The organism is Arthrobacter sp. LFS091, from assembly GCF_047977885.1.
Classification (GTDB): Bacteria; Actinomycetota; Actinomycetes; order Actinomycetales; family Micrococcaceae; genus Arthrobacter.
On sequence record NZ_JBFPFP010000005.1, the window covers coordinates 1 to 14,579 of the forward strand.

The 14,579-nt window shown below is 63.2% G+C and carries 17 protein-coding genes; 9 read left to right on the forward strand and 8 right to left on the reverse strand.

The genetic code is table 11. The features are described 5' to 3' along the window. Positions 1-116 precede the first annotated feature (116 nt). Positions 117-1,133 carry a UDP-glucose 4-epimerase GalE gene (gene galE, locus ACNQOP_RS10270; protein WP_235516892.1) on the reverse strand — a complete coding sequence of 339 codons (1,017 nt, stop codon included), beginning with the start codon at positions 1,131-1,133 and terminating at the stop codon, positions 117-119. An 80-nt stretch (positions 1,134-1,213) separates the two neighbouring features. On the opposite strand from galE, the gene ACNQOP_RS10275 reads away from it, so the two are divergent. Then, on the forward strand, positions 1,214-1,837 hold the full coding sequence (locus ACNQOP_RS10275; protein ID WP_257369282.1) for a TetR/AcrR family transcriptional regulator: 624 nt from the start codon (positions 1,214-1,216) through the stop codon (positions 1,835-1,837). Between the two features lie 102 nt (positions 1,838-1,939). Further along, positions 1,940-2,551 (forward strand): hypothetical protein, encoded by a 612-nt coding sequence (locus ACNQOP_RS10280; protein WP_284986557.1) that lies wholly within the window; start codon positions 1,940-1,942, stop codon positions 2,549-2,551. A gap of 11 nt (positions 2,552-2,562) precedes the next feature. On the opposite strand, the gene ACNQOP_RS10285 is transcribed toward ACNQOP_RS10280, so the two are convergent. After that, positions 2,563-3,405 carry a hypothetical protein gene (locus ACNQOP_RS10285; protein ID WP_416404400.1) on the reverse strand — a complete coding sequence of 281 codons (843 nt, stop codon included), beginning with the start codon at positions 3,403-3,405 and terminating at the stop codon, positions 2,563-2,565. A 13-nt stretch (positions 3,406-3,418) separates the two neighbouring features. Then, positions 3,419-4,444 carry a 2,3,4,5-tetrahydropyridine-2,6-dicarboxylate N-succinyltransferase gene (dapD, locus tag ACNQOP_RS10290; protein WP_416404401.1) on the reverse strand — a complete coding sequence of 342 codons (1,026 nt, stop codon included), beginning with the start codon at positions 4,442-4,444 and terminating at the stop codon, positions 3,419-3,421. 85 nt (positions 4,445-4,529) lie between these two features. Between dapD and dapE the strand changes: the two genes are divergently transcribed. After that, the gene (gene dapE, locus ACNQOP_RS10295; protein WP_257369279.1) at positions 4,530-5,645 is read left to right on the forward strand and encodes a succinyl-diaminopimelate desuccinylase; all 1,116 of its coding nucleotides are present in this window, start codon (positions 4,530-4,532) and stop codon (positions 5,643-5,645) included. A gap of 64 nt (positions 5,646-5,709) precedes the next feature. On the opposite strand, the gene ACNQOP_RS10300 is transcribed toward dapE, so the two are convergent. From ACNQOP_RS10300 to ACNQOP_RS10315, 4 genes are all read right to left on the reverse strand, one after another. Further along, positions 5,710-6,612 (reverse strand): amino acid ABC transporter permease, encoded by a 903-nt coding sequence (locus tag ACNQOP_RS10300; protein ID WP_416404402.1) that lies wholly within the window; start codon positions 6,610-6,612, stop codon positions 5,710-5,712. Beyond that, the gene (locus ACNQOP_RS10305; protein ID WP_257369277.1) at positions 6,609-7,259 is read right to left on the reverse strand and encodes an amino acid ABC transporter permease; all 651 of its coding nucleotides are present in this window, start codon (positions 7,257-7,259) and stop codon (positions 6,609-6,611) included. The genes ACNQOP_RS10300 and ACNQOP_RS10305 overlap by 4 nt, the downstream gene beginning before the upstream one ends. Positions 7,260-7,350: 91 nt before the next feature. Beyond that, positions 7,351-8,229: a glutamate ABC transporter substrate-binding protein gene (locus tag ACNQOP_RS10310; protein ID WP_257369276.1), complete on the reverse strand. Its 879-nt coding sequence runs from the start codon at positions 8,227-8,229 to the stop codon at positions 7,351-7,353. Positions 8,230-8,303: 74 nt separating this feature from the next. Next, positions 8,304-9,059, reverse strand: a complete 756-nt coding sequence (locus ACNQOP_RS10315) for an amino acid ABC transporter ATP-binding protein (RefSeq protein ID WP_235516869.1) — start codon at positions 9,057-9,059, stop codon at positions 8,304-8,306. A gap of 163 nt (positions 9,060-9,222) precedes the next feature. On the opposite strand from ACNQOP_RS10315, the gene ACNQOP_RS10320 reads away from it, so the two are divergent. From ACNQOP_RS10320 to ACNQOP_RS10335, 4 genes are all read left to right on the forward strand, one after another. Next, the gene (locus ACNQOP_RS10320) at positions 9,223-10,059 is read left to right on the forward strand and encodes a TIGR00730 family Rossman fold protein (protein WP_257369275.1); all 837 of its coding nucleotides are present in this window, start codon (positions 9,223-9,225) and stop codon (positions 10,057-10,059) included. Positions 10,060-10,077: 18 nt separating this feature from the next. Then, complete coding sequence (locus ACNQOP_RS10325; RefSeq protein WP_257369274.1) at positions 10,078-10,419, forward strand: DivIVA domain-containing protein; 342 nt, start codon at positions 10,078-10,080, stop codon at positions 10,417-10,419. Between the two features lie 77 nt (positions 10,420-10,496). Next, the gene (locus tag ACNQOP_RS10330) at positions 10,497-11,693 is read left to right on the forward strand and encodes a hypothetical protein (protein ID WP_416404564.1); all 1,197 of its coding nucleotides are present in this window, start codon (positions 10,497-10,499) and stop codon (positions 11,691-11,693) included. Positions 11,694-11,919: 226 nt separating this feature from the next. After that, positions 11,920-12,087 (forward strand): DUF3117 domain-containing protein, encoded by a 168-nt coding sequence (locus ACNQOP_RS10335; RefSeq protein ID WP_211714277.1) that lies wholly within the window; start codon positions 11,920-11,922, stop codon positions 12,085-12,087. Between the two features lie 77 nt (positions 12,088-12,164). On the opposite strand, the gene ACNQOP_RS10340 is transcribed toward ACNQOP_RS10335, so the two are convergent. Further along, positions 12,165-12,797, reverse strand: coding sequence for an O-methyltransferase (locus ACNQOP_RS10340; protein ID WP_257369273.1), 633 nt, complete (start codon positions 12,795-12,797; stop codon positions 12,165-12,167). Positions 12,798-13,033: 236 nt separating this feature from the next. On the opposite strand from ACNQOP_RS10340, the gene sigE reads away from it, so the two are divergent. Both sigE and ACNQOP_RS10350 read left to right on the forward strand, forming a co-directional pair. Further along, positions 13,034-13,657 carry an RNA polymerase sigma factor SigE gene (gene sigE, locus ACNQOP_RS10345; RefSeq protein WP_235520688.1) on the forward strand — a complete coding sequence of 208 codons (624 nt, stop codon included), beginning with the start codon at positions 13,034-13,036 and terminating at the stop codon, positions 13,655-13,657. Between the two features lie 7 nt (positions 13,658-13,664). Further along, on the forward strand, positions 13,665-14,576 hold the full coding sequence (locus ACNQOP_RS10350) for a hypothetical protein (RefSeq protein ID WP_284986561.1): 912 nt from the start codon (positions 13,665-13,667) through the stop codon (positions 14,574-14,576). The last annotated feature ends 3 nt before the right edge of the window (positions 14,577-14,579 follow it).

The window sequence follows — 14,579 nt, forward strand, 5'->3', positions numbered from 1 at the left end:
AAAAGCTTGCCGCTTTGGCGGGCGGCCCGGTCCCTCAGCACCTCGGCAAGTTCAGGAACACGGGAAGGTTCGACGACGGCCACCCCCGCCTGGGTGCGCGGCCCGCCGTCGTTGTTTCAGGAAGCGTTGTACCCGTAGGGGTTGTTCTTCTGCCAGCGCCAGTGGTCCTCGCACATCTGGTCCACCGTCTTGGTGGTGGACCAGCCGAGGTCGGCCAGGGCGGACGAAGCATCGGCCCAGAAGGCAGGGAGGTCGCCTGCGCGGCGGCCCGTGATTTCGTAGGGGATCGGCTGGCCAACGGCCTTCTCGAAGGACCGAAGCACCTCAAGGACGGAAGAACCCCGCCCGGAGCCGAGGTTCCAGCGGCGAACGCCTGCGCGTTCGGCAATGTAGTTCAGTGCTGCCACATGGCCGTCCGCGAGGTCCACCACGTGGATGTAATCGCGCTGTGCCGTGCCGTCAGGGGTGTCGTAGTCCCCACCGAACACCATGAGCTTCTCGCGGCGTCCCACGGCTACCTGGGCAATGAATGGCACGAGGTTGTTGGGAATGCCCTGGGGGTCCTCGCCGATCCGGCCCGACGGGTGGGCGCCCACGGGGTTGAAATAGCGCAGCAGTGCGATATGCCAGCGGTCGTCCGCGTTGCCCAGGTCCGAGAGGATGTCCTCGATCTGTTCCTTGGTGCGGCCGTAAGGGTTGTTCGCGCCGATTTCCATCTTCTCGATGTAAGGGATGGGGTTGTGCTCGCCGTAAACGGTGGCGGAGGAGCTGAACACAATGGAGCGGACGTCGTGCTTGTCCATGGCCCGGAGCAGGTTCAGGGTGCCCACAATGTTGTTGTAGTAGTAGGCGAGTGGCTCCTGGACCGATTCGCCCACGGCCTTCAGCCCGGCGAAGTGGATCACGGCGTCGATCTGGTGCTGGTCGAAAACGGCCTCCACGGCCGGCTCGTCCACCAGGTCAACCTTGTGGAAGGCGGCACTCTTGCCGGTCAGCTCCGAGACCCGGCGGAGGGATTCCTCGCTGGAATTCACCAGGTTATCCAGCACGACGACGTCGTGCCCGGCTTCCTGAAGGGACAAAACGGTGTGCGAACCGATGTAGCCGGTGCCACCCGTGACAAGAATTTTCATGGTCCCTACGCTATCGGAAATCCAAGCCACGCCGCTCAGTGTTGAGGGGTGTGGAAGCACGTTCGTGCTAAAAACAATTAGTGCCCAAAATTGTTGATGCCGAAGCCCGGCGCCAGGAAGTCGTCCACGCTGTTTTTCGGATCATTGCCAGTGATGGCCTGGAACGGGCGTCCCTGCGGGAAGTAGCCGATGAGGCGGGGCTGGCAGTGGGCTCGGTGCGCCACTACTTCGCCAGCAGCGACGAGCTGCTGGCCTTCTCTTTCGGCGCAGTGATCGACCGTATAGCCGGCAGGCTCGAGGCCGCACTCAGTGCAGTCGAAGCCGAGCCACCCGGAAGCCAGGAACAGCACGTGGCCGTCCTGAACCTGCTCGGCCAATTCCTTCCCCTCGACGAAGAACTGGCCGTGGATGCCTGCGTCTGGATGGCCTTCCGCCATGCTGCACGCATCAAACCGGTGCTGGCCGCAGAAGCCGAGCGCAGCCACCGTACCGTAGCCGCCGTCGTCGGGCGTTTGATCATGGCGCTGAATCCCGGAGAAAGCGCCCAAGAAGGCCTCGTCACCGAGGCTGAGAGGCTCCTGGCCACCCTCGACGGTCTGTGCATGCATTCATTGCTCCAGCCCGAGTGGATGACCGCTGAAATGTGCAGCGACGTCCTCGCCGCCCACCTGCGTTCCTTGGAAGCGTCACCGGTATCCCGGTAGCCGGTTCCGCCCCCGCGAAGCAGTGGGTCCGGACCTCTACCGCCGGGGGTTAACGGGAATAGACTGGGACTTGTCGGGGACCTGCCAAAGGGAGGAAGTCGGATGCATGAGTCAGGCGGCCCGGGATGGCGCATCACCATGGATACTTCGGGGCCGATGCTCATTGCCTTGTACTTGCGTGACATTGCCGGTCTTGACGGTGCCGGCACGCCGCTGCTGTCCCATGCAGCGCCCAAGGTCCGACACGCCGACCACAGCCACCTGACCTCGGATGTTGGGGGCATCCAGGCCCTTAAGACCGAGTGGGAGGCCTGGTGGGAAAGCCTGGTGAAGTCCTATCCCAAACCCGCATCTGAGCTGGCACCGCCAAGCTTCAAGGCGTTCGGGAATTCGCCTGCCCTCCAGCGTGTCCTCCAGGCCCATTTCGGCTCTGCCCTTGGTTGGGCAACGGACAGGATCGACGAGTACGCAGACCTGGAAGCAGCGCGCGAGGCAAATGGCGTCACCCAAGTGCTGAACGAGATGGTGGAGGACAGGCTCCTGGAGGTCGGCAGGAGCTCCCGGGACTTCGAGCTCACCATCATCGAACTGCCACTCAGCGAACCCCGGGCCTGGTATCTGGAGCCCAACACCATGATCATGAGCCACCGGCTTTTGTCGGAGCCGGACGTGTTCCGCAGTTACGTCCAGCCGGTGGTGGAGCTCCTGGTCTGACCTACAGAAACTCAGGTGGTGGGGGCAGACACCGTGATGGTGACCGGTCCGGCTGGAGCCGCCGACGCTTGCCAGCCGTTGCGTTTCTCCCGGTTCCAGGTCTGGCCGGCAACATCGACTTGCGTGATGGACAGCGTCTTGGCATTCGCTACAGCCCAATGAGCCACGGCCCAGGCCTGGGTTCCGCTGATATTCAGCTGCACCGTCCGGCCCTGAACGGTGGCCGGCTGGGTGCCGAACGCCGTCGAAAGTTCATCGACGACGGCGGCAGGGTCGCCTGCCGCTTCGGGCATGCGCAATTCGCAGCTCAATGATGACTCCGAGTGCCCGGTCAGCGCCGACGCGAAGGCGCGGCCCATCGGTTCATGCTGAGCGTAGGCGCGTGGGAATGCCGAACGCTGGACCGCTTGCGCGGCTTGGGTGATCTCCATGGTTTCGTAGCCGGGCACTTTGACCAGCCCGTCATAGAACGCGTTGGTTGCATACACGGGGTCCATCACTTGGGCTTCCGTGCCCCAACCCTGCGAGGGCCGCTGCTGGAACAGGCCGCGGGAGTCGGGACCGGCGTCGTCCCCGTAGTTGATGTTGCGAAGCCTGGATTCCTGCATCGCCGTGGCGAGGGCGATGCTCGCGGCACGCGGGGGAAGTCCGCGCCTGACGGAGATCGCGGAAATAAGCGAAGCGTTGGCCGCCTGGTCCGTGGCGAGCTCGTGGCTGTCAGAACCTACGACGGCGACGCAGCGCTCCGTGACCAGGGTCTCGGAGCGCTGCAGTACAGCCACGATCGCGTAGATTGCCCCTGCTATGAGGGCCAAGGCCAGCACCGCAACGATGGCGCGGCGGAACCGGCGCACGGATTTCCTCCTGCTAGTTGGCGTGAAGTGCCTCGTTCAGCTCCACCGTCTGGCCCTTGCGGGGAAGGACTTCCACGCCGCCGGTGGTGGAGTTGCGACGGAACAGCAGGTTGGGAACGCCGGAGAGTTCCACGGCCTTGATGATGGTGCTGGTGTCCTCGCCGTTCTCGTCCTTGGGCCCCGGCACGCGAACCCGGGTGCCGGCGGTGACGTACAGGCCGGCTTCAACCACGGAGTCATCGCCGATGCTGATGCCTACGCCGGAGTTGGCGCCCAGCAGGACGCGCTCACCCAGTGCGATCTTTTCCTTGCCGCCACCGGAGAGGGTGCCCATAATGGAGGCTCCGCCGCCAACGTCGGTGCCGTCGCCGGCGACGACGCCAGCGGAGATGCGGCCCTCGACCATGGAGGTGCCCAGGGTGCCGGCGTTGAAGTTCACGAAGCCCTCGTGCATCACGGTGGTGCCTTCGGCCAGGTGGGCGCCGAGGCGGACACGGTCGGCGTCGGCGATGCGCACGCCGGAGGGAACGACGTAGTCAACCATGCGCGGGAACTTGTCCACGCCGTAAACCACAACGTTGCCGCGCTTGCGCAGCCGCGCCCGGGTCAGCTCGAAGCCATCAACCGCGGCCGGGCCGAAGTTGGTCCACACCACGTTGGGGAGCTTGCCGAAGACGCCGTCCAGGTTGATGCTGTTCGGCTTCACCAAGCGGTGGGAAAGAAGGTGCAAACGCAGGTAGGCGTCGGCAGTGTCTGCCGGGGCGGCGTCGAGGTCGATCTGGGCGAAGACGACCCTTTGCTCGGTGCCGCGGTCTGCGTCCTTGCTCTGGTCGGCGAGTGCCGTAAGGGCAGGATCAGCGTTCTCCACGTCCCGGAGAGAGTCAGCGGCGACACCCAAGGAAGGTGCCGGGTACCAGACGTCCAGCACGGTTGCTTCCCCGGATGCCGAGGTGGCAATGGTGGCGAGGCCGAATCCGTAGGCTGAGCGGGTGTCGGTGGCTGTGCTTGCGGGCACGGTGGAAGAAGCAGTTTCAGTCATGCGCCAAGTGTATCCAGCAGGCAGAGGTCGGTTAAAACCCGTCTCACGGACAGCAGGTCGCAATGGGGGTTGTTAAGCTGGAGCAGTGACCCAGAACCCTGCCCTCCTTGACCTGCGCCAGGACGTCGCCTTGCTGACAGCGGCGATCATCGACTACAACAGCGTGTCCGGAAACGAGACTGAGCTCGCGGACGCCGTGGAGGCAGCCCTCCGCGCCATTCCCGCCTACACTGTGATCAGGGACGGCGATGCGATTATCGCGCGCACCGAACTTGGCCGGGCTGAGCGCGTCATCCTGGCCGGGCACCTGGACACGGTCCCGCTGCCCACCGTTGAAGGTTCCTTGGGTACCGTTCCGGCCACTTGGGAGTCCGGCACGCCGGGGGAGGGTGTGCTGTATGGCCGCGGCACCACCGACATGAAGGGCGGCGTGGCGGTGCAGCTCGCCTTGGCCGCCACACTGTTCGACGACGGCAGGCAGCCGGACAAGGACGTGACTTTCGTCTTCTACGACCATGAGGAAGTGGAAGCGGTCAAGAGCGGGCTGGGGCGTCTGGTCCGGAACCACGGTGAGCAGCTCCACGGCGATTTCGCGATCCTGCTGGAACCAACCCACGGCACGGTGGAGGGTGGTTGCAACGGAACCAGCCGGTTCGAAGCCACCACCCTGGGTGAAACCGCGCACTCCGCCCGCGCATGGATGGGAGTGAACGCCATTCACGCTGCCGCTCCCATTCTGGAACGGCTGGCCGCCTACCAACCCCGCACCATCAACGTGGACGGCCTGGACTACCGTGAAAGCCTCAACGCCGTGAAGATCAAGGGTGGCACGGCAGGCAACGTCATCCCGGACCGGTGCGTGGTGGAGATCAACTACCGCTTTGCCCCGGACAAGACCCCGGACCAGGCCGAAGCCCACGTCCGCGAACTGCTGGAAGGGTTCGACGTCGTCCGGACCGACGCCGCTGCGGGCGCGCGGCCGGGACTCAACCACCCCGCCGCCGCGTCCTTCGTTGCCGCCGTGGGTGCCGAGCCAAAGCCCAAATACGGATGGACCGACGTCGCGCGTTTCAGTGAGCTGGGAATCCCGGCGGTGAACTTCGGCCCCGGCGACCCCCTGCTGGCGCACAAAGACAACGAACACGTCGACGCCGATGCGATCCGTGAGTGCCTGCGGGCACTGCGGACGTGGCTGGCTTAGCCCGACGAATCAAAAGAAGGTCCGCAGCCAGGTGGCTGCGGACCTTCTTTGCGTGGTGCGGAGACTACTTCTCTTCCGGGTTCGCAGCGCCGTGAACCACGTTCTGCGCGACGGGGTCGTTGCCGGTCCCTTCGAGGCCGGTGCGAATTGTCATCGGAGCCATTCCACCCGCGGTCTTCTTGGAGCCGCGGCGCTCAATCAGGATCGCAATCCGTGACACCGTCAGGTTGATCAGGATGTAGATCGCAGCGCCCACAAAGAACGCAGGGAACAGGAAGTTCGGCCCGAGGAAGTCTGCCATGATCTGGATCTTCCGCAGCAATTCCTCGTACCCGACGATGTAGCCCAGCGAGGTGTCCTTCAACAGGACCACCAGCTGTGCCACCAATGACGGAAGCATGCGGCGCACGGCCTGCGGGAACTCGATGGACATTCGGGACTGGAAGCTCCGCAGGCCAATGGCCAGGCCCGCTTCGCGTTGTCCTTTGGGCAGCGACTGGATGCCTGCACGGAGGATTTCGGCAAAGATGGCGGCGTTGTACAGCGTCAGGCCCACGACGACGGCCTGGAACTGACCGGTGGCAAAGACCAGCAGAATGAACAACATCATGAGGACCACGGGCATACCACGCAGGAATTCCAGTACCACCTGGGTGGGGATACGGATCCAGGCGATCAGGGAAATCCGCAACAGGCACAGTGCGATGCCGAGCGGGAAAGCGATGACCGCTGCTACCGCTGCCGCTGCCAGCGTGGACAGGATGCCCTGACCGATCAAGCTCCAGACATCCGGCGCCATGGGACCGTAGAAGATTTCCCAACGGTCGGCGTCGAAGATTCCCTGTTGTGCCAGGGTGGTCACCGCAATGGCGAGTACGCCCAAGATGATCAGGATGCCCACGGCGGAGCCGATGAGCGAGTAGAGGCGGGCCTTGGGCCCGGGGACGTCGTACAGAACCGAGGTCATCGGGCAATCGCCACCTTACGTTCAACAAAGTGAGCCAGGAGGCCCAGCGGCACTGTGATCAGGAGGTAGAAGAACGCCACCCCGAGCAGGATCCAAAGAACCTGGTCGCCGTAGTCGTTGGAGAGCTTGCGGCCATAGCCGAAAAGCTCAAGGACGAAGAAGGCGCCGGCTACCGATGAGTTCTTCACCAGGGCGATCAGGATATTGATCAAGGGCGGGATCACAGTGCGGACAGCCTGGGGGAGGACGATGAAGCCGAGCACCTGGATGAAGGTCATCCCGATGCTTCGGGCGGCTTCGGCTTGTCCTACGGGCACGCTGTTGACGCCGGAACGGACGGCTTCGGCGATGAAGGCGGCCGTGTAGCTGCTCAGGGCGATGATGGCGGCGACTTCGAATTGTTCGAACTTGACGCCCAACCGCGGCAGAACGATCGCGGCGAAGAAGAAGATGATGGTTAGGGGAGTGTTTCGGGCGACTTCAACGTAGAACGTGCTGAATCCGCGGAGGGCAGCCACGGGGGAGACCCTCATGGCCGCCAGGATCGTCCCGACGATGAGGGCAATGATTCCTGAAATGACGGAAAGGTAAAGGGTTCGGAGAAATCCGTCCCAGTATTGGGGGAGGCTTGCTATGACGGCGTCCATGGGTTCCTTTGGCTGCAGCTAATCAGGGAACAGGGTCCTGGATTCGTCAGCTGCCGCCGTCCATCGGGCGGCGGCAGCTGACTGGTCCCGACTAGTAGCGGTTGATCGCAGGAAGTGAAGGAGCGGTCTTGATGACCTTTCCTGCAGTGGCTTCCCAGGCCTTCTTGTAGGTGCCGTCCTTTTCGAAGCCCTCAAGCTGGTCATTGATCCAGTTGCGGAAGACGGTGTCGTCCTTCTTCAGGCCGATGCCGTAGGGCTCCTTGGTGAAGGTCTGGTCCGAAGCGAGCTTGAAGGCGTCCGGTTCCTTGTCGACGTAGCCGGCGAGGATGACGTTGTCGGTGGTGACAGCCACAACCTGCTTGTTACGCAGCGGCTCAAGGCAAGCGGTGTAGGTTGCGGCAGGGACAACCTCTGCGCCGTACTTCTCAGCGATGGTCTTGGCAGGGGTGGAACCGGTAACGGAGCAGACCTTCTTGCCCTTGACGTCTTCAGGCTTGGTGATGGAGTTGTCGTCCTTGTTCACCAGCAAAGCCTGGCCGGCTTCGTAGTACGGGCCGGCGAAAGCGACCTTTTCCTTGCGGGCATCGTTGATGGTGTAGGTGGCGATGACGAGGTCTACGCGGCCCTGCTCGATGAACGATTCGCGGTTCTGGGAGACGGTCTCAACCCATTCGATCTTGTCGGCCGGGATGCCCAGCTTGGCGGCGATTGCCTTGCCCATTTCAACGTCGAAACCGACAGGCTTGCCATCAAGGCCCTTCTGGCCGAAGAGCGGCTGGTCGAACTTGGTGCCGATGGTGATCTTCTGCGCCTTGTTCAGCTTTTCCATCGTCGTGCCGGCATCGAAGCTGGCCGAGGCAACGGGGGGAGTGGTGGAGCTTCCGCCACCTCCACAGGCGCTCAGGGAGAGGGCGAGCACGGCCGAAGCGGCCACCAGGAGCGACTTCCTCCGGGTAATAAAAGCCTTCATGACATTCCTTTCATTGGTTGGCCGTCGTACGGCCAGGGTGCGTTCTCTACAGCCGGGATGCGGGCGGTGGGGAGCTAGTGGGTCAAAAGCTTGGACAGGAAGTCCTTGGCGCGGTCGCTCTTCGGGTTGGTGAAGAACTCCTCCGGAGTTGCGTCTTCCACGATCTGGCCGTCCGCCATGAACACCACACGGTCAGCGGCCTTGCGCGCAAAGCCCATCTCGTGAGTGACCACGATCATGGTCATGCCTTCTTTGGCCAGCTGGATCATGACGTCCAGGACTTCATTGATCATTTCGGGGTCAAGTGCGGAGGTGGGCTCATCAAAGAGCATGACCTTCGGCTTCATGGCCAGTGCACGGGCGATGGCTACGCGCTGCTGCTGACCGCCGGACAGCTGGGCGGGCAGCTTCGGAGCCTGGTGACCCACACCGACACGCTCGAGCAGTGCCATCGCTTCCTTGTCAGCTGTCCCCTTGGCCACCTTCTTGACCTTGATCGGCCCCAGCGTGACGTTCTCAAGAATCGTCTTGTGGGCGAACAGGTTGAAGGACTGGAAGACCATTCCGACGTCGGCCCGCAGGTGGGCGAGGTCCTTGCCTTCTTCCGGGAGCTTCTTCCCGTCGATGGCAATCGCACCGTCGTCGATCGTTTCCAAACGGTTGATCGCACGGCACAAGGTGGACTTGCCGGAGCCGGACGGTCCGATGACCACCACGACTTCGCCCTTCCGAACCTGCAGGTTGATGTCTTTCAGGACGTGCAGTTGACCGTAATGCTTATTGACGCCGTTCAGTGAGACGAGGGCATCGCCGGACGCTTGAGTAGTCATACGAAGAATCTAGCGAACAAAGACCCAAATATGACTACGGTCACGCCAAGTTCGCCAAGATCGTGATTGAACAGAAACCTGTCCTTCAGCGATATGCCAGACTGCAATGCAACGGGCGGGTCGCATGGACGAAGCAGGGGTCCATAGGGACTAGCCTTGGGCAATGAGCATCAGCCAGCACCCAGTTCCCCATCCGGATGCCAACGGACGCGCCAAGTCCAGCCATGTGCCCTTGCCGTCCGAGATAGCGCCTGCCAAGCACAAGGGCTCCTTGGAGCTGCGACGGAAACAAGCCGATACGGGGATGTCCGACCAGCACTTGCTGGACACGAGTGGTGCCGGCCAGTTCATTCATACGGATCCTTGGCGGGTCCTGCGGATCCAGAGCGAATTCGTGGAGGGCTTCGGTGCCCTGGCAGACCTGGGGCCTGCTGTCAGTGTCTTCGGTTCGGCACGGACCAAACCGGGCACCGAGTACTACGAGATGGCTGTCGATGTTGGCCGGAAGCTTGCCGAAGCCGGAGTCGCGGTCATCACAGGCGGCGGCCCCGGTTCCATGGAGGCAGCCAACAAAGGTGCTGTGGAGGGCAACGGGGTTTCCGTCGGCCTGGGCATCGAGCTTCCCTTCGAACAGGGGCTCAACCAGTGGGTGGACCTGGGCATCAACTTCAGGTATTTTTTTGCCCGCAAAACCATGTTCGTCAAGTACGCGCAGGGCTTTGTGGTCCTGCCGGGCGGACTGGGCACCCTGGATGAACTCTTCGAGGCTATGGTCCTCGTCCAGACACGCAAGGTGACCTCGTTCCCGATTGTGCTGCTGGGCGTGGGCTTCTGGGGACCCATGATCGAATGGATCAGGGAAACTCTGGTGGCAGAGGGCATGGTGTCCGAAAAGGACCTCGACCTGATCCAGCTGGTCGATGACCCGGCAGACGCCGTCCATCGCGTGCTCCATGGTGCCCCGCTGCCCAGCCCCACCGGAGAGCAGCGCCCGGAGTAGCAACGGGTTTCTGGCACCATGGACACTGTGAGCTTTTTTCTGGTGTTCGTCGCGATTGTCCTGGTTGGCGCTGCCCTCTTTGTGGGCGCCGGAATCGTCCGCGGCCGCTCCATGGGGGCCGGCCTGGATGACCCGACGCCAAACCTCCCTCCGGTGTTACTGCCGGCGGAGGCCAAGCCATCCGACATCGATACAGTCCGCTTCGCCCTGGGCCTGCGGGGCTACCGCATGGACCAGGTGGACCAGGTACTCGATGAACTCCGGGACCAGTTGAAGGCCAAGGACCGCGAGATCGAGCGGCTCAGTGGCCTCACGCCGCAGCGGCCCGGCGTCGATGATGATACGCGGACCAAACAGTGAGTTCCGGGGCTCAGATGCCCGGGGGAGTGGGACCCACGGCACTCCTTTCGCGTGCCGTGTCGGATGCCGGCGCGCGGATGGCACGGTGGCCGTGGTGGCTCCAGGTTGCTGCGGTCTTCATCGTTGCGCGGCTGGTCAGTGCGTGCATCTTCATGGCCGCCGCAGTGCACCAAGGGACCAACCCTTGGTTTGCGCCGGCACCGGACTACTGGAACTTCATCACCATCTGGGATGCACGCTGGTACCAGCAGGCCGTTGACGACGGCTACCCGGCTGTCCTGCCGCTAGACCAGAACGGCGTGGTGAAGGAAAACGCGTGGGCCTTCTACCCGTTGTTTCCCTTGCTCGCCCGTGGGCTTTCGGCCATCACAGGGCTGGGCACGCTTCCAGCGCTCACTGCCATCGCGATGGTGGCAGGTCTTGCAGCCGTCCTGGTCATTCATCAGCTCTTCAGGCAGTTCGCGGGCAGGCGCACAGCCATGTGGGGCGTCATTTTCGTCTCGACCTTTCCCATCGCGCCGATCCTCCAAGTTCCTTACGCGGAGTCCTTGAACCTCCTGCTTCTGGCAGCGTCCCTGCTGTTGGTTGTACGGCGGCACTACCTGGCGGCCATACCGGTGGTCCTTCTGATGTCCCTGTCCCGGCCCTCGGGCGTCCCGTTCGCGGCCATGGTGGGCCTCCTCTTCCTCTGGCATCTATGGCAGCGTTTCGGGCCGGCCAGGAACAGGCAAGGGTTCGTTTCCGATACCCGGCCCTTGTCCACGCGGAACCTGTTGTCGCTGGGTGCCTTGGTGGCAGCCGCCTGTGTCGCAGCCCTTGCATGGCCGGCGATTGCCTGGGCGGCCACCGGCGACCCTGCAGCGTATACCCGCACTGAAACTGCCTGGCGCGGGGATGACCTGGTGCCCTTCAAGCCCTGGTTCGACACCGGCCGGATGCTTTTTGGTCCAGTCCTTGGCGTGCTCGCCCCCTTTGTCTTCACGGCGTTGTTCGTACTGGTCATGATCTCCCGGCCAGTCCGGGCGCTGGGGACGGAGCTCCGGCTATGGTGTGCCTGCTACATGGGTTACCTGCTGGTATTCCTGCACCCGCAAACCAGCACGTTCCGGATGCTCCTTCCACTGTTTCCCCTTGCCCTGGCAACAGCGATGTTGTCGAAGTCCAAGGCGTACCGTGGAACCGTCGTCATCATGTTCATCCTCCTCCAGATGGTCTGGGTCGTTTGGCTCTGGGCGTGGGCCCCTTTGCCCGGAGGTGGCGATTATCCGCCCTGACGTGGAGCTTTATTCGGGAACGGCAATATGTACAAAGCCCTGACTAACAGACTGTTGATTTCGTTACGGGCGGGTAAGTACGGGATAATGGACTATTAGCAAGGACAAAGCACCTAAAGTGCCCGGCCAAGGCGGCCTCCCAAGCGGTGCCGCCGGCTGCGATTGCTAGGCGGATCCAGCCCGGCCGGGTTGGGCGGACTTGGGACAAATGGAGGGGATTTTCCTAATGGCGGCTATGAAACCACGTACTGGCGACGGCCCTATGGAAGTTACCAAGGAGGGGCGCAGCCTGATCATGCGTGTGCCGCTCGAAGGTGGGGGACGGCTTGTGGTCGAGCTCAACGCTTCCGAAGCGGAGAACCTCAAGGAATGCCTCGTAGGTGTGACCGAATAGATTTACCAAGCAGGGCCCGGCGGAAGCTGGAGCCCTGCTTTGAGTTTAAGGGCGGCGTCCTTCGACGCCGCTCCCCGCTACTTCTTGACTGCCACCAGGAGTCCGTCACCCGTGGGCAGCATGGCCGAAGCCAGTCGCTCGTCGTCGCGGATGGCTTTGCCGATCTGGCGCAGGACCACGGTAGTCGCGTCCCGTGCAGCAGGGTTGGACACCCGGTCCTTGTCCAGGGCGTCATTGATCACCAAGGTGCCGCCGGTTTTAAGCAGACGGACCGCCTGTTCAACGTATTTGGGGAAGTTCGGCTTGTCCGCATCGATGAAGACGAGATCGTAGGCAGAGTCCGTTAGGCGAGGCAATACGTCAGCCGCCCTGCCGGAAATGGTCCTCGTACGGTTTGCCGGGCTGCCGGATTCCAGGAACGCTTCCCGTGCGGCTTTCAGGTGCTCAACATCGACGTCGATGGTTGTCAGGACCGCCTGCGGGCTGAGGCCCCGCAGCAGGCAGACCCCGGATACTCCGGCACCGGATCCGACCTCTACTACTGTCTGTGCCTTGGACGCAGCAGCAAGGACTGTCAGCACCGCACCAACACCCGGACTGATCGGGGTGACACCCAACTCGAAGGACCGCTCACGGGCACGCAACAAGACGTCGTCCTCAGCCGGCAGATCTTCTGCATAGGACCAGCTGGTTGACTTGTCGGCACTCATGAAGGATTCGCTTTCCGCGGGTAGGGGTGTTTGTACCAGACTACTGCGTGGTCCGGCGTAAACCCGCTGTTGGGAGAGCGGCATCCGGCTGTGTCCGCCGATGTTTTCCGCCCTGCGGGGAAATCGGCGGCCGGTCAGGAAATTCCCAGACAACCTTGGGATGATATTGCTCCGGTCATCCATGAGGTGGACGGCACCGGATTCTTCGGTGAACCACAGTTTGAGGGGAGTGGACGATGCCGGCATCGCATGCTGCGCCAGTCCAAACATCAGAAGGCCACGAGGCCGTAGCCGAATGGGTCATGCCCAGCTGGGAGGACGTGGTTGCGAACCACTCCGCCAAGGTATATCGCCTCGCCTACCGCCTGACCGGCAACAAGTTCGACGCCGAAGACCTCACCCAGGAGGTCTTCGTCCGCGTGTTCCGCTCGCTTGAGAACTTTAAGCCGGGAACATTGGACGGCTGGTTGCACCGCATCACCACCAACCTGTTCCTCGACCAGGCCCGCCGAAAGAGCCGCATACGGTTTGATGCGCTTGCCGAGGACGCCGAGTCCCGCCTTCCTGGCCGCGAGCCCGGACCCGAGCAGAGCTTTGAGCACAACAACCTGGACCTGGACGTCCAGCGGGCACTGGAAGAGCTCCCACCCGACTTCCGTGCCGCCGTCGTTCTTTGCGATCTTGAAGGCCTCTCCTATGACGAAGTCGCCGAGGCGCTTGGGGTGAAGCTGGGGACCGTCAGGTCCCGTATCCACCGCGGAAGGACCATGCTGCGCGAGAAGCTGGCCCACCGCGATCCCCGACCCGCAGAGGCCCGCAAGCCGCGCTTGAAGATGCCCCGCATCGCCAGCATCCACTAGGTTGTCGATGCCTCGACGTCCCTTCCGTCCGGGAGCCCTGTCCCGGCGCGCTTTCGCTGCCCGGCGCCATTCGCGGCTACCGGAACACCTTCAGGAATGTGCGGACTGCCGTGCCGCGGCAGGCCGGGAACGGCAGTACCTCGAGCGGCTCCGGGGTGCGGCCGTGCCCGAAGCGAGCCAGGACCTGGCTGCGCGCCTGATCCAGCACACGGAGCGGCTTGCCAGTGAACCTGCACAGGATCCGTGGAACCACCCACAGCAGGGTGGGCTGTCCAGGGGTCTCCGCTTCGCTGCCGTCGCAGCGGGTACCCTCGTGGTGAGCGCCGGAGCTCTGGGCGTCGCAGCTTACGTAGTGGCCGGGGATGACCAGCCGCGGGTATTGGCCGGCGCCGGCAATGCCGGAGCGCTGGTGGGGGCTTGGAGCGCTGGACCGGTGGACGTCATGGACCCCTCGTTCAAGGCTGGAAGCACCATGAGTCTTAGTGCGTCGCAACTGGATGCCCTCCGCGACCAAGGGTGGGCCTGTCCTGAACTCCTGGAGATGGGCTTCCACGTCGTCTCCGCCCAGGCCTCGATGCTCAATGGACACCCGGCGGTGGAAATCCGGCTCGAAAGCAACGGCCATTACGCCACCATCACCGAAGAACACCTTCCGGCCGACGCGCAATCCGCCGACCAGAGGGGCGCGGCGCAGCTCTCTGTCACCCAGGGAACGCCGTGGAAGGCCGTCTACGCCATGCCTGCTGCCGTGATCAGCTACACCTCCGACCTGCCCCCGGAAAGCGCTGATGACGCGGTGCCGGAAATAGTCCGGGCAGGAGAGTCCATGTCGCATCAAGGGCACGGAGACAGCTCCGGGTCCTGGTATGGGCGACTGCTGCGCGGACTCCAGACCCTCCTCCGTCCCGCCGGTTTATGAGCG

Excerpts from the sequence above, each read along its gene's own strand:
- ACNQOP_RS10320 (WP_257369275.1), top strand. The coding sequence starts at position 9,223 with ATGAGCATCAGCCAGCACCCAGTTCCCCATCCGGATGCCAACGGACGC.
- ACNQOP_RS10310 (WP_257369276.1), bottom strand. The coding sequence starts at position 8,229 with ATGAAGGCTTTTATTACCCGGAGGAAGTCGCTCCTGGTGGCCGCTTCG.
- ACNQOP_RS10330 (WP_416404564.1), top strand. The coding sequence starts at position 10,497 with ATGGCACGGTGGCCGTGGTGGCTCCAGGTTGCTGCGGTCTTCATCGTT.
- galE (WP_235516892.1), bottom strand. The coding sequence starts at position 1,133 with ATGAAAATTCTTGTCACGGGTGGCACCGGCTACATCGGTTCGCACACC.
- ACNQOP_RS10340 (WP_257369273.1), bottom strand. The coding sequence starts at position 12,797 with ATGAGTGCCGACAAGTCAACCAGCTGGTCCTATGCAGAAGATCTGCCG.
- ACNQOP_RS10305 (WP_257369277.1), bottom strand. The coding sequence starts at position 7,259 with ATGGACGCCGTCATAGCAAGCCTCCCCCAATACTGGGACGGATTTCTC.
- ACNQOP_RS10280 (WP_284986557.1), top strand. The coding sequence starts at position 1,940 with ATGCATGAGTCAGGCGGCCCGGGATGGCGCATCACCATGGATACTTCG.
- sigE (WP_235520688.1), top strand. The coding sequence starts at position 13,034 with ATGCCGGCATCGCATGCTGCGCCAGTCCAAACATCAGAAGGCCACGAG.
- ACNQOP_RS10335 (WP_211714277.1), top strand. The coding sequence starts at position 11,920 with ATGGCGGCTATGAAACCACGTACTGGCGACGGCCCTATGGAAGTTACC.
- dapD (WP_416404401.1), bottom strand. The coding sequence starts at position 4,444 with ATGACTGAAACTGCTTCTTCCACCGTGCCCGCAAGCACAGCCACCGAC.
- ACNQOP_RS10325 (WP_257369274.1), top strand. The coding sequence starts at position 10,078 with ATGGACACTGTGAGCTTTTTTCTGGTGTTCGTCGCGATTGTCCTGGTT.
- ACNQOP_RS10315 (WP_235516869.1), bottom strand. The coding sequence starts at position 9,059 with ATGACTACTCAAGCGTCCGGCGATGCCCTCGTCTCACTGAACGGCGTC.
- ACNQOP_RS10300 (WP_416404402.1), bottom strand. The coding sequence starts at position 6,612 with ATGACCTCGGTTCTGTACGACGTCCCCGGGCCCAAGGCCCGCCTCTAC.
- ACNQOP_RS10350 (WP_284986561.1), top strand. The coding sequence starts at position 13,665 with ATGCCTCGACGTCCCTTCCGTCCGGGAGCCCTGTCCCGGCGCGCTTTC.